Genomic DNA, 15,711 nt, shown 5'->3' with positions numbered 1-15,711 from the left:
GGGGGTACGGGCGCCAGATGACGGGCGCCACCATGAAGGACATGCCGCTTCCCGCGGGGCCCGTGCCAAGGGGCGTACGGACGCCTGGCCGGCCTCTCACGGGCTGCGGGGTGGCCGTCGCTGTCCCCGGTGGGAGGGCCCCGTACCGCGTACTTCCTCAGACCCGGATCTGCACCGCGCGGGCCAGTCGGTCGTGCAGGCCGCGCGAGTCGCGGTCCCAGATGAGGGCGGGGACGGCGATGCAGAGGAGCACGCTGCGGAGCAGGACGCGGCCGATGCCGAGCCGGCCACCGCGCTCGTCGATGACGCGGAGCCGGAAGAGGGCCTTGCCGGGGGTGCCGCCCACCGTGCCGAGGGTGAGCAGGCTCAGGACGAAGAAGATCGCGAGCGCCCAGTTCCCGGCCGCCTGCTGGTCACCGCGCGCGATGAGACCGTATGCGATGAGCATGCACAGGGCCCAGTCCACGATGAGGGCGCCGAAGCGGCGGCCGAGGGGGGCGAGGGAGCCGGGTCCTTCCTGCGGGAGCCCGAGGCGCTCGCCCCGGTACCCGAAGTCGACACCCATCTCCTCGGCGGCGGCACGCGGGCCCGAGAGCCACGATCCCATTGCATCCCTGTTGTCCACCGCTCCACGGTACTGCGCCCGCGCCCGGCACCCCCTGGCAGCCCCCGCCCCTCGCGTCCGGGCGCGTGACGGCGGCGGACGCGGGTAGGCGCGCGCCGTGACCCGGGCCGCTCAGGAGCCCCGAGGTGGTTAACTTCGGTGAAACAAATGGGTCACGCTTGAGAAATCCCGTCTTTCTATGGTCGGCTCCACCGTGGGTCACCGCACTGACTACGGGCACGAGCTGAAACCCCCGCCCCTCCCCGGGTGGGAGGAGGAGGAGTTGGATGTTCCAGAACGCCGATGACGCCAAGAAGTTCATCGCCGACGAGGGCGTGGAGTTCGTCGACGTCCGCTTCTGCGACCTGCCGGGTGTGATGCAGCACTTCACGGTGCCGGCGAAGGCGTTCGACCCGGCCGAGGAGCTCGCCTTCGACGGCTCGTCGATCCGCGGCTTCCAGGCGATCCACGAGTCGGACATGGCGCTGCGCGCCGACCTGACGACCGCGCGCGTGGACCCCTTCCGCCGCGACAAGACGCTCAACATCAACTTCTTCATCCACGACCCGATCACGGGCGAGCAGTACAGCCGTGACCCGCGCAACGTGGCGAAGAAGGCCGAGGCGTACCTCGCCTCGACCGGCATCGCCGACACCGCGTTCTTCGGTCCCGAGGCCGAGTTCTACGTCTTCGACAGCGTCCGCTTCGAGACCTCGGCGAACCGCTCGGTCTACGAGATCGACTCCGAGGCCGGCGCCTGGAACACCGGCTCCGAGGTGAACAACCGCGGCTACAAGGTCCGCTACAAGGGCGGGTACTTCCCGGCCCCGCCGGTCGACCACTTCGCCGACCTGCGCGCCGAGATCTCCCTGGAGCTGGACAAGGCCGGCCTGGAGGTCGAGCGCCAGCACCACGAGGTGGGCACGGCCGGGCAGGCCGAGATCAACTACAAGTTCAACACGCTGCTCGCCGCGGCCGACGACCTGATGCTCTTCAAGTACATCGTGAAGAACGTCGCCTGGCGCAACAACAAGACCGCGACCTTCATGCCGAAGCCGATCTTCGGCGACAACGGCTCGGGCATGCACGTGCACCAGTCGCTGTGGACCGGCGGCCAGCCGCTCTTCTACGACGAGCAGGGCTACGCGGGCCTCTCGGACATGGCGCGCTACTACATCGGCGGCATCCTCAAGCACGCGCCCTCGCTGCTCGCCTTCACCAACCCGACGGTGAACTCCTACCACCGCCTGGTGCCCGGCTTCGAGGCCCCGGTCAACCTGGTCTACTCGCAGCGCAACCGCTCCGCCGCGATGCGCATCCCGATCACGGGCTCGAACCCGAAGGCGAAGCGCGTCGAGTTCCGCGCCCCTGACCCGTCCTCGAACCCGTACCTCGCCTTCTCGGCGCTCCTCCTCGCGGGCCTCGACGGCATCAAGAACAAGATCGAGCCGGCCGAGCCGATCGACAAGGACCTCTACGAGCTGGCCCCCGAGGAGCACGCGGGCGTCCCCCAGGTCCCGACCTCGCTCCCGGCCGTCCTCGACGCCCTCGAAGCGGACAACGAGTACCTCCAGGCCGGCGGCGTCTTCACCTCCGACCTCATCGAGACCTGGATCGACTACAAGCGCACCGCCGAGATCGCCCCGATCCAGCTCCGCCCGCACCCGCACGAGTTCGAGCTGTACTTCGACATCTAGGAAGGCCCGGGGCCGCGCGCCTCGCGCCGACCGCGCCGGGGCCGTGGGCCCGTGTCTCCCCTCCCGGGGAGGTGCGGGCCCACGGCCCTTCGCCGTGCCCGCTTCTCACCTCCCCGACCCCGCCGACACCCTCCGTGCCGCCCTCGCCCGCGTCCCGAGCGCCTGGGCCCGCCCTCTCCCGCACAAAACAGGTGCGCCGCGCCCGACTCGGGGCACCCGCAGCACAGCGCATGTGGAAGCGAGTACGGGCAGGTGAGTGGTGGTGTCGGATGAGGAAGGGCACGCGGCTGAGCGGACGGGAGAGGGCTTGCGGCCCGGGGAGGCCCGGGAGCGGGTGTACGACGTGTTGTTGGCGGTGCGGCCGCCGGTGGATGTGCTCGTGCTCGCCGACGCGGTGCTTGTCGCCTCGGAGTTGGTGAGCAATGCCGTGCGGCACGCCGGAGGGGTCACCGGGTTCCGGGTGAGTGTCGGGGACGGCGACGTGGAGATCAGCGTCTCGGACGGGTCGGACGCGCGGCCGTACGAGCGCACTCCGCGGCCTCTCGTGCGTGAGGGCGGCTACGGGTGGGAGCTGGTGACGAAGCTCGCGCGGACCGAGATCGTGGAGCGGACCGGGGGCGGCAAGACCGTGCGGGCGCGGCTCGCGCTGAGGTCCGCGCACAGCACGTACGAGCACCCCGGTTTCGTACCCGCGCAGCGCAAGCCGCCGCGGTCCGGGGAGCGGTGACGGGGCATCAGCCGGCGTCGATGGCCTCGCCGATCGTCTCGTACACGTCGAGGACCGCGTCCGTGCCCGTCAGGGCGAAGAGCTGGCGCAGCGCGTCCGTGGGGGCGACCAGGCGCAGCCGGGTCGTGGCGCGGACGCGGATGAGGAGGTTGAGGAAGCTGGAGTCGCCGAAGTCGACGCGGCTCAGGTCGAGGATGACGACCGGGTAGCGCGCGGCGGCCGCCTCCAGCTCCTGGCGCAGCGCTCCCACGGTGTCGAGGTCGAGTTCGCCGGAGGCGCGGACCAGCCACATCGCGGAGGCGTCGGCGGGCAGGGCGCGTCTCTCCGGGTCGGCGGAGGTCTCGTCCGCCGGTTCCTGCTCGGGCGGCTCTGCGGGTTCGGGCATATGCGCATCCTGCCTCAAGCGCCACGGGGGCCCCGACGCACCCCCTCCCTCCGCGTTCACCGCCTCCTCACAGCCGTTCACCGCTCCTCACGGGACAGCGAGTCGCGGCAGGAGCAGTACGCGGGATCGTGCGCGCGACCCCGCGTCTCCCAGGCCCGCAGGCAGCACAGCGCCTCGAAGACCTGCCAGTCGGCGACGGGGCGCGGGGGCGGTACGGGCGCGGGGCGCGGGACGTGTTCCTCGGCGCACTCGTGCTCGCGCAGGATCGCGGTGACGAGGAGCGCCGATCCGGCGACGAAGGCGAGGGTCGTCCACCACGCGCCGTTGTGCGCGCTCGCCGTGGCGCAGTGCCCGAGCCAGGCCACCGCGGCGAGGTGCGCGGCGCTCAGCGCGAGCGAGAGGCGGCTCACCGCGTGCCGCCGCGGGGCAGGGGGGCGGGGGCGGGTGGCTGTGGCATGGGGGCTGCTTCCTCTCGTACGGGCTCGGGCGGCCTTCTCGTACGGCGCGTACGGGCCGCCCGCGAGGCTTTCGTGACACTGGGCGATGCATCGATCACTCAAGGCGATCTGTCCGGCCAACGAGCCAGTCGCGCGGGGGCCGCACCGGTTCACCCGTGCGCCCCGCGCGAGCGCGCCTGTCCGAATTCGCGTCGACCCGTGTGGGGGACGCGCCGCACCCGGCGAGGGGACGGATCGCACTCGCGTGCGACTCGGGATGCGGGACGGCGGCGGGCGTGTGACCTTGAGGGGAGGGAGGCAGGAGGAGGCGAGATGGGGCACGGCACCCGGGCGGCTTCACTCGCCGCCGAGGCGTACGTCTACGGCGCGCCGCTCGTGCGGGGCCTGGAAACGGTCGGGCTCTTCACGCAGGACGGGCTCGGCTCGTTGCCGGCCACGGCCTTCAACCACTTCGCGCACGCCGAGCCCGCCACGGGCTGGCCCGGCGACGAGGGCACCCTCTGCTCGCTCGCCCCGCTCGATCTCTCCGAGGGCCCGCTCGTCCTCCAGGTCCCGCCGAGCGGCCCGCGCTACGCCGTGTACCAGTTCGTGGACGCGTGGACCAACGACTTCGCTTACGCGGGGCTGCGCGCCGGCGGAGCGGACGGCGGCAGCTGGCTGCTCGCGCCGCCCGGCTGGGACGGGCAGGTGCCCGGGAGCGTGCGCGAGGTGATCGAGGCGCCGACGGCGGTCGCGACCCTCCTGGTGCGCTACGCCTGCGCGCTCGCGGACGCCGAGGACGTCGCCGCGGTACGGGACCTGCGCGCCGGGCTCGCGCTGCACCCGCTCACCGCGCCGGGCCTGGGACGCGGCGGGCTCCCCGGCGGCGATCCGCTCGCGGAGCCGGCGCTGCGGTTCTGGGAGCGGCTGCGGGTGTGGGCGGGCGATTTCCCGCCCTCGGGGGCCGATCGCGCCTACCAGGAGCGGTTCCAGTCGCTCGGCATCCTGGAGGAGGGCGCGACACCGTACGCGGAACCGGCGACGGAGTTGCGGTGGGCGCTGGAGGAGGGGGAGGCGGCGGGGCGCGCGCAGGTCGAGGCGGCGGCGTGGCGCTGGGCCGGGGACGACGGGGACGGTGCTCCTTCCGGGGCCCCGGCGGGGGGCGGCTGTGGCGGGGGCTGGGAGGGCGCGGCGCATCTCTTCGACTTCAACCTCGATCACCTCGGCCCGGGCACGCTCGACGCCTCGCTGTGGCGCGTCGGGAGCCGCTCCGAGGCGTATCTGCGGCGCGCGATCGCCGCGCGGGTGGGGCTGTGGGGGCCGCACGGGTACGAGGCGACGACGACGCAGACGTACCGGGACGCGGCCGGGGAGCGGCTCGACGGGGCGTACGCCTACACGCTGCGCCTGCCGCCCCCGCCACCCGCCTACGGCTGGGCGCTGAGCGCGCACGAGGTGCCGCGCCGCCCGGGTCCCGAGCCGCGCGCGGTGAGCGACCGCACGCCGGGCCTCGTGCGCGAGGCGGACGGCACGCTCGTCCTGCGCCTCTCGGCGCGCCCGCCGGGCACGGAGTCGGCGAACTGGGTGCCGGTCCCTGCGGGCCCCTTCCGGGCGGTGTTGCGGCTGTACGTGCCGGAGGCGGGGTACCGGGTGCCGGGGCTCGTACGGGCGGAGCCGGAGTGACCCCGTACCCGTACGAGCCTTCGCCGCCGCGCTAGCGGCTGTAGCGCATGAGCGCGCGCACCATGTGGCACGTCACGGGGGACGGCGGGTGGATGCCGACGCGCTCGGCGGCGAGCCGGATGGTGCGGTCGGGGGCCTGCTCGGGGCGCCAGACGCCCGCGTCGAGGAGCACGATCGCGAGCCGCATCGCCTTGAGGCGGCGGTTGTGCGCGATGTACCACTCGCGGGGGCGGCCCGCGGGCAGTGCCCTCTTCTCGACGGGCATGTAGGGGAGGTCGAAGAGCGGGGTCGTGGAAGCGGTCGCGGGGGTGGTCGGGTCGAGGGTCGCTGCTCGGGCCACGGGCATCCTCCTGAGCCGGCGGGACGGGGTGAGACCAGTCACGCGTACTGCCGCGTCCCGCTCCCCCGCCCACGTTCGAACACTGCCTCCATTCTACTGCCGGGGACTGACAAAAGCCGCTGGTGGCAGGGGATTTGGGGTGTTCGAACGCGGGGGCGCCACAGGGATGCGAACGCGTCCCCGCCGCCCCTTGGGACCCGCGCGCGGGCGAGGGGGGGACGGTGGCGCGTCCGGGTAACACGCGGTTCACAGCGGGGCAACGGCCGGGCAACCGCCCCTTGCCATTCTGCGGGCGTCCCCGCACCCGCCCCCCGCGCCCCCGAGGGCGCGTCGTGCTGTGAAGGAAGTGGCCGCTGTGAGCTTCAAGGCCGAGTACATCTGGATCGACGGCACCCAGCCGACCGCCAAGCTGCGTTCGAAGACGAAGATCGTCGCCGACGGCGCGGAGCCGGGCGTGTGGGGCTTCGACGGCTCCTCCACGAACCAGGCCGAGGGCCATTCCTCGGACTGCGTGCTCCAGCCGGTCTTCACGTGCCCCGACCCGATCCGCGGCGGCGCCGACGTCCTCGTCCTGTGCGAGGTCCTCGACACCGACCTGAGCCCGCATCCGAGCGACACGCGCGCCGAACTGCGTGCCGTGGCCGAGAAGTTCGCCGCTCAGGAGCCCGTCTTCGGGATCGAGCAGGAGTACACCTTCTTCAAGGGCAGCCGCCCGCTCGGCTTCCCGGAGAACGGCTTCCCCGCCGCGCAGGGCGGCTACTACTGTGGCGTCGGCGCGGACGAGATCTTCGGCCGCGAGATCGTCGAGGCCCACCTCGCCAACTGCCTCGCCGCCGGGCTCGGCATCTGCGGCATCAACGCGGAGGTCATGCCGGGGCAGTGGGAGTTCCAGGTCGGCCCGCTCTCGCCGCTGGAGGTCTCGGACCAGCTGTGGATCGCGCGCTGGCTGCTCTACCGCACGGCCGAGGACTTCGGCGTCTCGGCGACACTCGACCCGAAGCCGGTGAAGGGCGACTGGAACGGCGCGGGCGCGCACACCAACTTCTCGACGAAGGCGATGCGCGAGGGGTACGAGGCGATCGTCACCGCCTGCGAGTCGCTCGGCGAGGGCTCCAAGCCGCTCGACCACGTGAAGAACTACGGCGCGGGCATCGACGACCGCCTCACCGGGCTCCACGAGACGGCCCCGTGGAACGAGTACAGCTACGGGGTCTCCGACCGGGGCGCCTCGGTGCGGATTCCGTGGCAGGTCGAGAAGGACGGCAAGGGGTACATCGAGGACCGCCGCCCCAACGCGAACGTGGACCCCTACGTGGTGACGCGGCTGATCACGGAGACGTGCTGCGCGGCGCTGGAGAAGGCCGGGCAGGTCTGAGGTCCCGGGATTGTCTTCGGGCCGGGTGACCGGCCCGGCGGCCGGGCGCGCGCGGCGAGGCGCGCGTGCCCGGGGGCGTTCACCATGACGGGGTGAACGCCCTTCTCGTTGTCGGCTTTTCGCTTCGGCTTCGGCCGAAACCCCCTCCCTGCCCCGCACGTCATCTGCTTCAATGGGCGCATGGACAGCTTTCGGAACCTCGTGACGGGTCGTGTCGACCTCGAACCGTTCTGGCCGTCCCGTCAGCACCACGATTTCGACCGGGTGTGTCAGCCCCGGCGGAACGCTCGGGCCCTCTAACACCCTCCCCGCCCTTCCGGCCGGGCTCCGGTCTTCGGTCCGCGCGACGACGCATGTCCCTTCCGTGGCATCCCCGGCACGCTTCGGTGCCGCTTCGTGCGAAAAGAGCTGACACCTCCCATGGCGAACCACCCTTCCCTCTCCGCCGCCCCGCTCACCCGCCCCGTGGGCCCGGCGGGCTCCCCGCGGCACCGGCTGCGGGCCGTCGAGGCGGGCGAGCCCGCGCCCGTCGCCCCGCCCGAGGTCGCACTGCCGGCCGGGGCGACCTGGCTCCCCGTACCGCCGCACACGCTGCCCGTGCTGCCGGGCAACCCGCCGATGGTCGGGTACCTCTTGCTCGTCCCGGCCGATCAGCGGCCGCCGTTCGCGGAGCTCGCGGCCCCCGCCGTCAGCGCCGTGCCGGAGCCCGCGCCCGCCGCCGAGCCGCGCGCCGAGGCCGTCCGTGTGGACGCGCACCGCAGGACCGCCGAGGTCGACGGGCGGCCGCTCGATCTCACGTACCTGGAGTTCGAGCTCCTCGCCCACCTCGTCGCGTACCCCCACCGGGTGCACACGCGCGACCAGTTGGTGACGACCGTGTGGGGCTACGGGCACGTCGGCGACGGGCGGACCGTGGACGTGCACATCGCGCGGCTGCGCCGCAAGCTCGGCAGCGCGTACCGGCACAGCATCCAGACGGTGCGGCGGGTCGGCTACAAGTACACGCCGCCGCTGGGCTGAGCGGAGCGCGGCGGCCGGCCCGCAGGGAGGTGCCGAAAGGTTCCCGTACGCACCGGAGTTCGGCCGACAGCGCACAAGATCCCCCGAGAGCGAAATCCGGTTCCCGGTCCCGTCCGGGGCGGGCACGCTCGTGTCATGACAGCGAACACTTCAGCGAACGCCTCACCGACACGGCTGCTCGTCCTGGGCGGGACCGAGTTCGTCGGGCGCGCGACGGTCGAGGCGGGGCTCGCGCGCGGCTGGGACGTGACCGTCCTCAACCGGGGCACGAAGCCCGCGCCCAAGGGCGCCCGCGCGCTCGTCGGCGACCGCACGGCGCCGGGCGGGCTCGCGGCGCTCGAAGGCGGCGCGTGGGACCTCGTCGTGGACACGTGGTCGCACGGGCCGCGGGCGGTGCGGGACGCGGCCGAGGCGCTCAAGGAGCGGGCCGAGCGGTACGTGTACGTCTCGACGTGCTCGGTGTACGCGTGGCCGCGCGCGGCGGGGACCGGCGTCGAGGCGCCGCTCGTCGCGGGCGACCCGGACGCGGAGGCACGCGACTACCCGAGCGACAAGCGGGGCGGGGAGCTGGCCGTCGAGCGGACCTTCGGCGCGGAGCGCGCGCTCTTCGCGCGGGCGGGGCTCATCCTCGGCCCGTACGAGAACGTGGGACGGCTGCCGTGGTGGCTGCTGCGGATGCGGCGCGGCGGCGAGGTGCTCGCCCCGGGACCGCGCGAACTGCCGCTCGCGTACATCGACGCGCGGGACCTCGCGCAGTGGCTGCTCGACGCGGGCGCGGCGGGCCGCTCGGGGCCCTACGACCTGGTGAGTCCGTCCGGGCACACGACGATGGGCGAGTTCCTGGAGACGTGCCGCGCGGTGACGGGCTCGGACGCGGTACTGCGCTGGCTGAGCCCGGAGCAGGTCGAGGCGGCGGGCATCGAGCCCTGGACGGAACTGCCGGTGTGGTGCCCGCCGGGCGAGATGCACGGGGCGATGCACACGGCGGACGTGAGCCGGACGGTGGCGGCGGGGCTGCGGTGCCGGCCGGTTGGGGAGACGGTCGCGGACACGTGGGGGTGGGTGCGGGACGGTCTGGGGGAAGTGATGCCGGGGCGGACGAATCCGCGGGCGGCGCTGGGGTTGGAGGCGGGGAAGGAGGCGGAGGCGTTGGAGGGGGTGGGGTGAAGGCGGGCAGGTCGGCGGGCGCGGGCCCCGCATGGGCGGGGATGGGCCCGCCTGGGTCGACGGCGATGACGTCCTGTACGTGTGGGCCCCGCCCGGGCGGGGATGAACCCTTTTCCCTCTTGCTCCAGGGCGCGCTTCGTGCGTAATCCCCGCATGGACGGGGACGTCAGGTGTACCTAGGTACACCCCCACCACGGGGGCAGGACGGCTGCCCCTCGTCTCCCGCGATCCGCAGAATTGACCGTGTCGGGCCGCTGGGGCCCGGTCGGGCCGGGAGGCTCGTAGCGGGGTGTGAGGTGGATCATGGGCGGGCTGACTCCGGCCAAGGACGAGGGCGGGCGGCGCGTGTACGAGCGGCTGCTCGCCGGGGAGCGGATGGCCGCGCGGTTCCTCGCGGCGGACGGTGACGGGGGCCGGGAGGAGGACCGCGGGTTCCTGCGGGTCTTCCGCGCCGCCTGGCGCGGAGCCGTACTCGCCGGGACCTCGCTCGTCGTCTCCTGCGGGCTCTTCTGCCTCGTACTGGTCTCGATCTGCCTCGTCCCGCTCGGCGCCGGGCTCATCACGACGCCGCCGATCCTCGCCGTGATCCGCGAGTACGCGCTCGGGCGCCGTGAGCGGGCGCGCGCGTGGGGCGGGGTGCGGATCGGCGTGGCGTACCGGCCGCTGCCGCCGCTCAAGCCCGGCTTCACGGGTGAGGCGGCCCTGTGCCTCGCGCTGCTGCGCGACCCCGCCACGTGGCGGGACATCGGCTGGCTGCTCCTGGACTGCACGGCGGGCGTGGTCCTCTCGGTCCTCGCGCCGCTCGTGCTGCTCTACCCGGTGTGGGGCGCGGTGCTCGCCGCCGGGGGGTGGCGGATCTTCGAGGACAGCCCCGAGTGGTACCTGTTCGTCCCGGTGGACAGCCAGGCGACGGGCCTCGCCGCCCTCGCGCTCGGCGTGGTCATCGCGCTCACCGCGCACTGGTCGGCCCCGGCGCTCCTCCAGTCGTACTTCCGGCTGACGCGGGCCGCGCTCGCGCCGAGCCGTGAGCAGGAGATGGCCGCCCGGATCGACCGGCTCACGGTCACGCGGGAGGACGCCGTCGACACCTCGGCCGCCGAACTACGCCGCATCGAGCGGGACTTGCACGACGGGGCACAGGCGCGGCTCGTCGCGGTGGGGATGGACCTCGGACTCATCGAGTCACTCATCGAGCGCGACCCGGCGAAGGCGAAGGAGCTGCTCGGCAAGGCGCGGCTCTCCTCCGCGGAGGCGCTCGGCGAACTGCGGGACCTCGTCCGGGGCATCCACCCGCCGGTCCTCGCCGAGCGGGGCCTCGTGGACGCCGTACGGGCGCTGGCGCTGCGGCTGCCCGTCGAGACGGAGGTGGTGGCGGACGTACGGGGGCGCGCCGAGGCGCCGGTCGAGGCGGCGGCGTACTTCGCGACGAGCGAGCTGCTCGCCAACGCGGTCAAGCACGCGGGCGCGGACCGGATCTGGATCGACCTCGGGTACCGCGAGGGACGGCTGCGGATCAGCGTCGGGGACAACGGCGGGGGCGGGGCGGACGCCACGAAGGGGTCGGGGCTGGCCGGGATCGAGCGGCGGCTCGGTACCTTCGACGGTGTCCTGGCCGTCAGCTCTCCCCCCGGCGGCCCCACTCTGGCCACCGTGGAGCTGCCGTGCGTGTTGTCCTAGCCGAGGACCTGTTTCTGCTGCGGGACGGTCTCGTACGGCTGCTCGAAGCGTACGACTGCGAGATCGTCGCCGCGGTGGAGAGCGGGCCCGAGCTGAGCCGGGCGCTCGCGGAGGAGCGCCCGGACGTCGCGGTCGTGGACGTGCGGCTGCCGCCGTCGTACACCGACGAGGGCTTGCAGTGCGCGCTCGCGGCGCGGCGGGAGCGGCCCGGGCTCCCGGTGCTCGTGCTCTCGCAGCACGTCGAGCAGTTGTACGCGCGGGAGTTGCTCGCGGACGGCGAGGGCGGGGTGGGGTACCTGCTCAAGGACCGGGTCTTCGACGCCGAGCAGTTCGTGGCGGCGGTGCGGCAGGTCGCCGCGGGCGGCACGGCGATGGACCCGCAGGTGATCTCGCAGTTGCTGCGCCGTCCTGCAGCCGAGCGGCCGCTCGCCCGGCTGACGGCGCGCGAGCGCGAGGTGCTCGAACTGATGGCGCAGGGCCGCTCGAACGCGGCGATCGCCGAGCGGCTCGTGGTGACCGAGCGGGCGGTCGCCAAGCACACGTCGAACATCTTCGCCCGGCTGGGACTTGAGATCTCCGACGACGACAACCGCCGGGTCCTCGCGGTGCTCGCCTTCCTCGACGGGCAGCGGCCCGGGCGGGGCGACGGGGGCGGCTGACCCCCGGGGGCCGTCGTTCGCAGGTGACCTCGGGGGGCGTGCCTCGTTGCGCTGGGCGTGGATTCCGCAAAGCTCGCCCCCCGAAGCTCCCGCCGGTCGCGTTCCGGCACCGCCCCCTCCTCCCCCGGCGCCGCGCCGGTCGGTTTCGCCCAGGCGGAGGCGGCGTTCGTCGAGCACTACCCGCGGCTCGTGCGGCTCGCGCACCTCGTGCTCCCCTCCTCGCTCGGCCGCGCCCGCCGTGTCCTCGCGGCGCACGCGCTCACCCAGCGGGCCCTGCCGCGGCCCAGGGACCTCGCGGGCGGGCGGGTGCCGGGGCCGCGCGGCACGGAATCCGCGGGTGCGGGCGGCGGCGGGGTCTCGGCGCGGGACGCGGGGTACGCCTGCGTGCGGGTGCGGGTGCTGCGCGAGGCGCTGCGGGCCTGCGGTGAGGGCGGCGCGGGGAAGCGGGGGAAGGCGCGGGTGCCGTTCGGGCTGCCGCAGGTGTGGGGGCTCAGGCTCTTCCCGCGGGCGGGGGGCAGCGAGGAACTCGCCCTCGACCAGGCGCTGTCGCGGCTGAGCGGGGCGGGCCGCGCCGCGTACGCGCTGCTGCACCTGGAGGGGCTGGACGCGGAGGCGGCGCGGGCGCTGCTCACGGAGGCGGGCGCGGCGGACGCGGGGGCCGCGCTCCGCGAGGCGGCGGGCGTCGAGGTCCCGGCGGGGGCGTGCGCGGCGGCGCTGCTCGCCTCGCCCGAGTTCGACGCCTGCTCGCTCCAGGCCCGGCCCACCGACCTCGTCCGGCGCCGCCAGGGCGTGCGGGTGCTCGGGGCGGGCGCGGCGGTGCTTCTCGTGTGCGGGGCGGCGTTCACCGGGTGGTCGCTCACGCGGAGCGAGGAGCCCGCGCCCGTGCCGAGCGCGGCGGAGCGCGAGTCGCTCGACCCGGCCCGCCTGACGACGGTCGCCGCCGACGCGTGGGAGACGGCGACGCGGCGTGACTTCTCGGTGTGGCCCGCGCGCGGCGGGCTCGTCTCGGACCGGGCCCTGCTCGGCCGGGCCCTGCGCGCCTGGGCCCGGCCCGGCCCTCGTACGCACGTCTCGGCGACGCCCGGCACGCCGCTCGGCGGTCCGGCGGGTCCGCCCCGGCTGCTGTGGGCGGGGCACACGGCGGGCGCGAACGTCGTGCTCTTCTACGACGGCTTGCGCCTCGTGCGGTACGCGGAGGCGGCGGGCGACGGCTTCGGCGATCCGGCGCTCGATCTCGTACGGGCCGACGGCGTGGACGAGGCGGGCGCGGCGGTGGTCGCGGTGGCGCGTACCGACGGCAACGTGCGGTATCTGACCGCACCGTGGGTGAAGTCCGTGGCGCAGCGCGATCTGCGCGTCCCGCAGCGCGCGTCCACGCCGTTCGCGACGGAGCGGGACGGGACGGTGTGGCCCTTCCAGCAGCCGGGGCGCAAGCCCGCTCCGGACGGCGGCTGCACGACGTGGAACACGGTGCAGGTCACCGGGCGCGACGGCCACGCGCGGCTCTACACCGACCTCGGGGACCTCCTGCCCGCGCACCTCACGACCGGCTCGCCGGGCTCGCCGGGGGAGGTCGACGACCTGGCGAGCAGGACCGCGTGGGCGCCCTCGGCGTGCTCGCTCGTGGCGGGCCAGGGGCGCGGGGTGCGGGCGGTCAACTCCTGGTCGTACGCGAGCCAGCCACTGCCCGAGGGGGCGGGGACGGCGCAGTGGGCGTGCACGCGGATGGACACGTGGCGCGGCGGTGGCACGCTGACGCTCGCCGAGTACCGCGCCCCGGGCCACCCGCTCGGCGCCGTCGCGGCCCAGGCGGGCGACTCGCCGTCGTGCGGTTCGCGGCGCCCCGACGTCCTCGCGGGCGCCATGTGGAAGGCCCCCTCGGGTACGTGGTACGTCCTCGCGGCGGGCTCCGAGGGCGTCGCCTCGATCACGGCGCGCGACGGCATCCGCGGTGCCTCGCCGACGCGTCTCTTCGCGCTCCCCGCGCGGGAGGGTTCGACGGCGACCCTGCGGGCCGCCCTCGTCGGCGGCGGCACGCTCGACGGCCTGGGCTGAGGTCTTTGGGCGGGCGAGGAACGGGAGGGCGTGGGACGGGCGTTGGATGCTCCGGCCCGTCCACCCCTCCCCCGTCCTCATCACCACCCGTTCTCGGTAGGCTGTTCGTATGACGACCGGGGTGCGCCGCAGGATGGGTGTCGAGGAGCGTCGGGAACAGTTGATCTCCGTGGCACTGGAGTTGTTCAGCCGCCGCCCTCCCGCCGACGTGTCGATAGACGAGATCGCGGCCGCCGCCGGGATCTCGCGGCCCCTCGTGTACCACTACTTCCCCGGCAAGCTGAGCCTCTACGAGGCCGCGCTGCGACGGGCCGCCGACGATCTCGCGCACCGCTTCGTGGAGCCGCGGGAAGGGCCGCTCGGGGCGCGCCTCTCGCGGGTCATGGAGCGGTACTTCGACTTCGTGGACGCGCACGGCCCCGGTTTCTCGGCGTTGATGCGCGGCGGTCCCTCCGTGCCCTCGGGGCAGGCGGCGAACGCGCTCATCGACGCGGTACGGCAGGCCGCGCGGGACCAGATCCTCGCCCACCTCGGCGTCGCGGAGCCCTCGGCGCGCCTCGATCTCGTCGTACGGTCGTGGGTCTCGCTCGCCGAGTCGACGGCGCTGCTGTGGCTCGACGGGCGGCGCCTGGCGCGCGCGGAGCTGGAGCGGCAGCTCGTGCACGACTTCGTCGCGCTGCTCGCGGTGAGCGCGCAGCGCGATCCCGAACTCGCGGCGCTGCTGCGGGACATCCTGGCCGAAGAGCCCGTCGACGGGCTCTTCGCCGAGCTGGTCGCCGGGCTCCTCGCGCTCGCGCCCGCGGGGCTGCCGCGGGCGCGGGCGGCGGCTCAGGAGATCATTTCTGCGCCGCGTACGTGATGTGCACCGTGTCGAAGCCGAGCGAGTGCAGCAGCCCCTCCAGCATCGCCGTCGTGTTCTTCTCGGCGCGCCCGGTGAGTTCGCTGTCCTTGGCTGCGTCCCCGATGTGCTGCGCGGCGAGCTTCTGGACGGCGCGTTCGTCGTTCGGGTTGTCGGAGAAGAAGTCCCCGAGCCGGTCGAGGAGCCCGCGCTGCTTGGAGACCGCGTAGGAGCGGTCGGGGTCGAGCGCGGGCTTGCCGAGCACGGCGTGCGGCAGGCGCAGGCTCGCCTCGGTGCGGTCGTCGTTCACGCGGACGTCGTCGTCCTTGAGGCCGCCGAGTTCCACGTACGCGGAGACGGTGCCCGCGCCGACGTAGAGCGTGCGCTTGCCCTTGAGGGCGTCGGGGAGGTACTTCGTGTCCTTCTCCAGGTCCACGACGACCTGGAAGTTGCCCGTGGCGGCCTCGTAACGGCTCATGTCCTTGATGGACTTGAGCAGCGCGGGTCCCGTGCGGTCGTGGGTCTCCTCACCGAACAGCTCGCCGAGGCCCGGGATCACGGCGAACCGGATGAGCAGCGTGAACAGCACGACGAGTGCCACGAGGGCGGCGAGGAGCTTCCCCCACCAGGGCAGGCCGGTCCGGCGTCGCGGCGTCGTTTCCGCCCTCTCCTCGGACACGGCGGTCTTCTGGGGCATGACGGCGCTCCCCTCTCTCCCGTAGGGGCCGCGCGCTCGCGTCGGCCCGTCCCTCACAGCTCTCTGATGCCCAAGACGGGGGCGATCAGGCGTTGTTGGCACGCGACGGGGCCCAGTGGTGACAGGGCCGTGACAGAACGGCGGTGCCGGGGCGATCAGCCGGGGGCCGGAGCGGGTCGCGAAGGGGCACGAGGGCGGCACGAAGCCGCCAATTCATGGCGTTGTGCGGCACTCCAGGGCGATACGTCCGTTGATCGGGTATGACCGTGACAGGTGCCCGGCGGCTCGCTCTCCTCCCCCAGCCGCCGCCGGGCGCCGCCCCGTCCCCGGATGCGAAGCGAGCAGGAAGG

The 15,711-nt window shown here is 74.1% G+C and carries 15 protein-coding genes; 10 read left to right on the top strand and 5 right to left on the bottom strand.

Translation table 11 applies throughout. The annotated features are described in order from the left end of the window. Window positions 1–157: 157 nt before the first annotated feature. On the bottom strand, window positions 158–625 hold the full coding sequence (locus tag ACIP4O_RS09255; protein ID WP_401573200.1) for an RDD family protein: 468 nt from the start codon (window positions 623–625) through the stop codon (window positions 158–160). 266 nt (window positions 626–891) lie between these two features. Between ACIP4O_RS09255 and glnA the strand changes: the two genes are divergently transcribed. Together glnA and ACIP4O_RS09245 are read left to right on the top strand one after the other, a co-directional pair. Further along, entirely contained in the window at window positions 892–2,301 is a 1,410-nt protein-coding gene (gene glnA, locus ACIP4O_RS09250; protein WP_164290108.1) for a type I glutamate--ammonia ligase, read from the top strand. Window positions 2,302–2,563: 262 nt separating this feature from the next. Continuing rightward, window positions 2,564–3,028, top strand: a complete 465-nt coding sequence (locus ACIP4O_RS09245; protein ID WP_401573198.1) for an ATP-binding protein — start codon at window positions 2,564–2,566, stop codon at window positions 3,026–3,028. Window positions 3,029–3,035: 7 nt separating this feature from the next. Here ACIP4O_RS09245 and ACIP4O_RS09240 read toward each other — a convergent pair whose 3' ends face one another. Further along, on the bottom strand, window positions 3,036–3,413 hold the full coding sequence (locus ACIP4O_RS09240; RefSeq protein WP_361329807.1) for an STAS domain-containing protein: 378 nt from the start codon (window positions 3,411–3,413) through the stop codon (window positions 3,036–3,038). A 77-nt stretch (window positions 3,414–3,490) separates the two neighbouring features. Beyond that, complete coding sequence (locus ACIP4O_RS09235; RefSeq protein ID WP_361329810.1) at window positions 3,491–3,823, bottom strand: hypothetical protein; 333 nt, start codon at window positions 3,821–3,823, stop codon at window positions 3,491–3,493. A 360-nt stretch (window positions 3,824–4,183) separates the two neighbouring features. On the opposite strand from ACIP4O_RS09235, the gene ACIP4O_RS09230 reads away from it, so the two are divergent. Further along, window positions 4,184–5,533, top strand: a complete 1,350-nt coding sequence (locus ACIP4O_RS09230; RefSeq protein ID WP_401573195.1) for a DUF1254 domain-containing protein — start codon at window positions 4,184–4,186, stop codon at window positions 5,531–5,533. Between the two features lie 31 nt (window positions 5,534–5,564). On the opposite strand, the gene ACIP4O_RS09225 is transcribed toward ACIP4O_RS09230, so the two are convergent. After that, window positions 5,565–5,879 (bottom strand): hypothetical protein, encoded by a 315-nt coding sequence (locus tag ACIP4O_RS09225; RefSeq protein WP_401573193.1) that lies wholly within the window; start codon window positions 5,877–5,879, stop codon window positions 5,565–5,567. A 349-nt stretch (window positions 5,880–6,228) separates the two neighbouring features. On the opposite strand from ACIP4O_RS09225, the gene glnII reads away from it, so the two are divergent. The 7 genes from glnII to ACIP4O_RS09190 all read left to right on the top strand — a co-directional run bounded on the left by glnII (window position 6,229) and on the right by ACIP4O_RS09190 (window position 14,685). Next, on the top strand, window positions 6,229–7,248 hold the full coding sequence (gene glnII / locus ACIP4O_RS09220) for a glutamine synthetase (RefSeq protein ID WP_401573191.1): 1,020 nt from the start codon (window positions 6,229–6,231) through the stop codon (window positions 7,246–7,248). Between the two features lie 420 nt (window positions 7,249–7,668). After that, a complete protein-coding gene (locus ACIP4O_RS09215; RefSeq protein ID WP_401573189.1) occupies window positions 7,669–8,268 on the top strand; it encodes a winged helix-turn-helix domain-containing protein in 600 nt (199 codons plus the stop codon). A gap of 135 nt (window positions 8,269–8,403) precedes the next feature. Beyond that, window positions 8,404–9,435 carry an NAD-dependent epimerase/dehydratase family protein gene (locus ACIP4O_RS09210; protein ID WP_401573187.1) on the top strand — a complete coding sequence of 344 codons (1,032 nt, stop codon included), beginning with the start codon at window positions 8,404–8,406 and terminating at the stop codon, window positions 9,433–9,435. A 303-nt stretch (window positions 9,436–9,738) separates the two neighbouring features. Next, complete coding sequence (locus tag ACIP4O_RS09205) at window positions 9,739–11,112, top strand: sensor histidine kinase (RefSeq protein WP_401573185.1); 1,374 nt, start codon at window positions 9,739–9,741, stop codon at window positions 11,110–11,112. After that, window positions 11,097–11,771: a LuxR C-terminal-related transcriptional regulator gene (locus tag ACIP4O_RS09200; protein WP_401573183.1), complete on the top strand. Its 675-nt coding sequence runs from the start codon at window positions 11,097–11,099 to the stop codon at window positions 11,769–11,771. Before ACIP4O_RS09205 ends, ACIP4O_RS09200 begins: the two co-directional genes overlap by 16 nt. Window positions 11,772–11,828: 57 nt before the next feature. Next, window positions 11,829–13,826 (top strand): hypothetical protein, encoded by a 1,998-nt coding sequence (locus ACIP4O_RS09195; protein ID WP_401573181.1) that lies wholly within the window; start codon window positions 11,829–11,831, stop codon window positions 13,824–13,826. 109 nt (window positions 13,827–13,935) lie between these two features. Beyond that, window positions 13,936–14,685: a TetR/AcrR family transcriptional regulator gene (locus tag ACIP4O_RS09190; protein WP_401573179.1), complete on the top strand. Its 750-nt coding sequence runs from the start codon at window positions 13,936–13,938 to the stop codon at window positions 14,683–14,685. Here the strand turns inward: ACIP4O_RS09190 and ACIP4O_RS09185 are convergent. Beyond that, window positions 14,663–15,361, bottom strand: a complete 699-nt coding sequence (locus ACIP4O_RS09185; protein WP_401573177.1) for a DUF4230 domain-containing protein — start codon at window positions 15,359–15,361, stop codon at window positions 14,663–14,665. The genes ACIP4O_RS09190 and ACIP4O_RS09185 overlap by 23 nt on opposite strands. Between the last annotated feature and the right edge of the window lie 350 nt (window positions 15,362–15,711).

This window comes from Streptomyces sp. NPDC088923 (assembly GCF_044749745.1).
Taxonomy (GTDB): Bacteria; Actinomycetota; Actinomycetes; order Streptomycetales; family Streptomycetaceae; genus Streptomyces.
Note: the sequence above shows the minus strand (reverse complement) of the source record. Positions and strands in the feature narration are given on the sequence as shown.

Bases quoted from the DNA above. Each gene is read 5' to 3' on its own strand.
- glnA (WP_164290108.1), top strand. From the start codon at position 892: ATGTTCCAGAACGCCGATGACGCCAAGAAGTTCATCGCCGACGAGGGC.
- ACIP4O_RS09240 (WP_361329807.1), bottom strand. From the start codon at position 3,413: ATGCCCGAACCCGCAGAGCCGCCCGAGCAGGAACCGGCGGACGAGACC.
- ACIP4O_RS09230 (WP_401573195.1), top strand. From the start codon at position 4,184: ATGGGGCACGGCACCCGGGCGGCTTCACTCGCCGCCGAGGCGTACGTC.
- ACIP4O_RS09225 (WP_401573193.1), bottom strand. From the start codon at position 5,879: ATGCCCGTGGCCCGAGCAGCGACCCTCGACCCGACCACCCCCGCGACC.
- ACIP4O_RS09215 (WP_401573189.1), top strand. From the start codon at position 7,669: ATGGCGAACCACCCTTCCCTCTCCGCCGCCCCGCTCACCCGCCCCGTG.
- ACIP4O_RS09210 (WP_401573187.1), top strand. From the start codon at position 8,404: ATGACAGCGAACACTTCAGCGAACGCCTCACCGACACGGCTGCTCGTC.
- ACIP4O_RS09205 (WP_401573185.1), top strand. From the start codon at position 9,739: ATGGGCGGGCTGACTCCGGCCAAGGACGAGGGCGGGCGGCGCGTGTAC.
- ACIP4O_RS09190 (WP_401573179.1), top strand. From the start codon at position 13,936: ATGACGACCGGGGTGCGCCGCAGGATGGGTGTCGAGGAGCGTCGGGAA.
- ACIP4O_RS09185 (WP_401573177.1), bottom strand. From the start codon at position 15,361: ATGCCCCAGAAGACCGCCGTGTCCGAGGAGAGGGCGGAAACGACGCCG.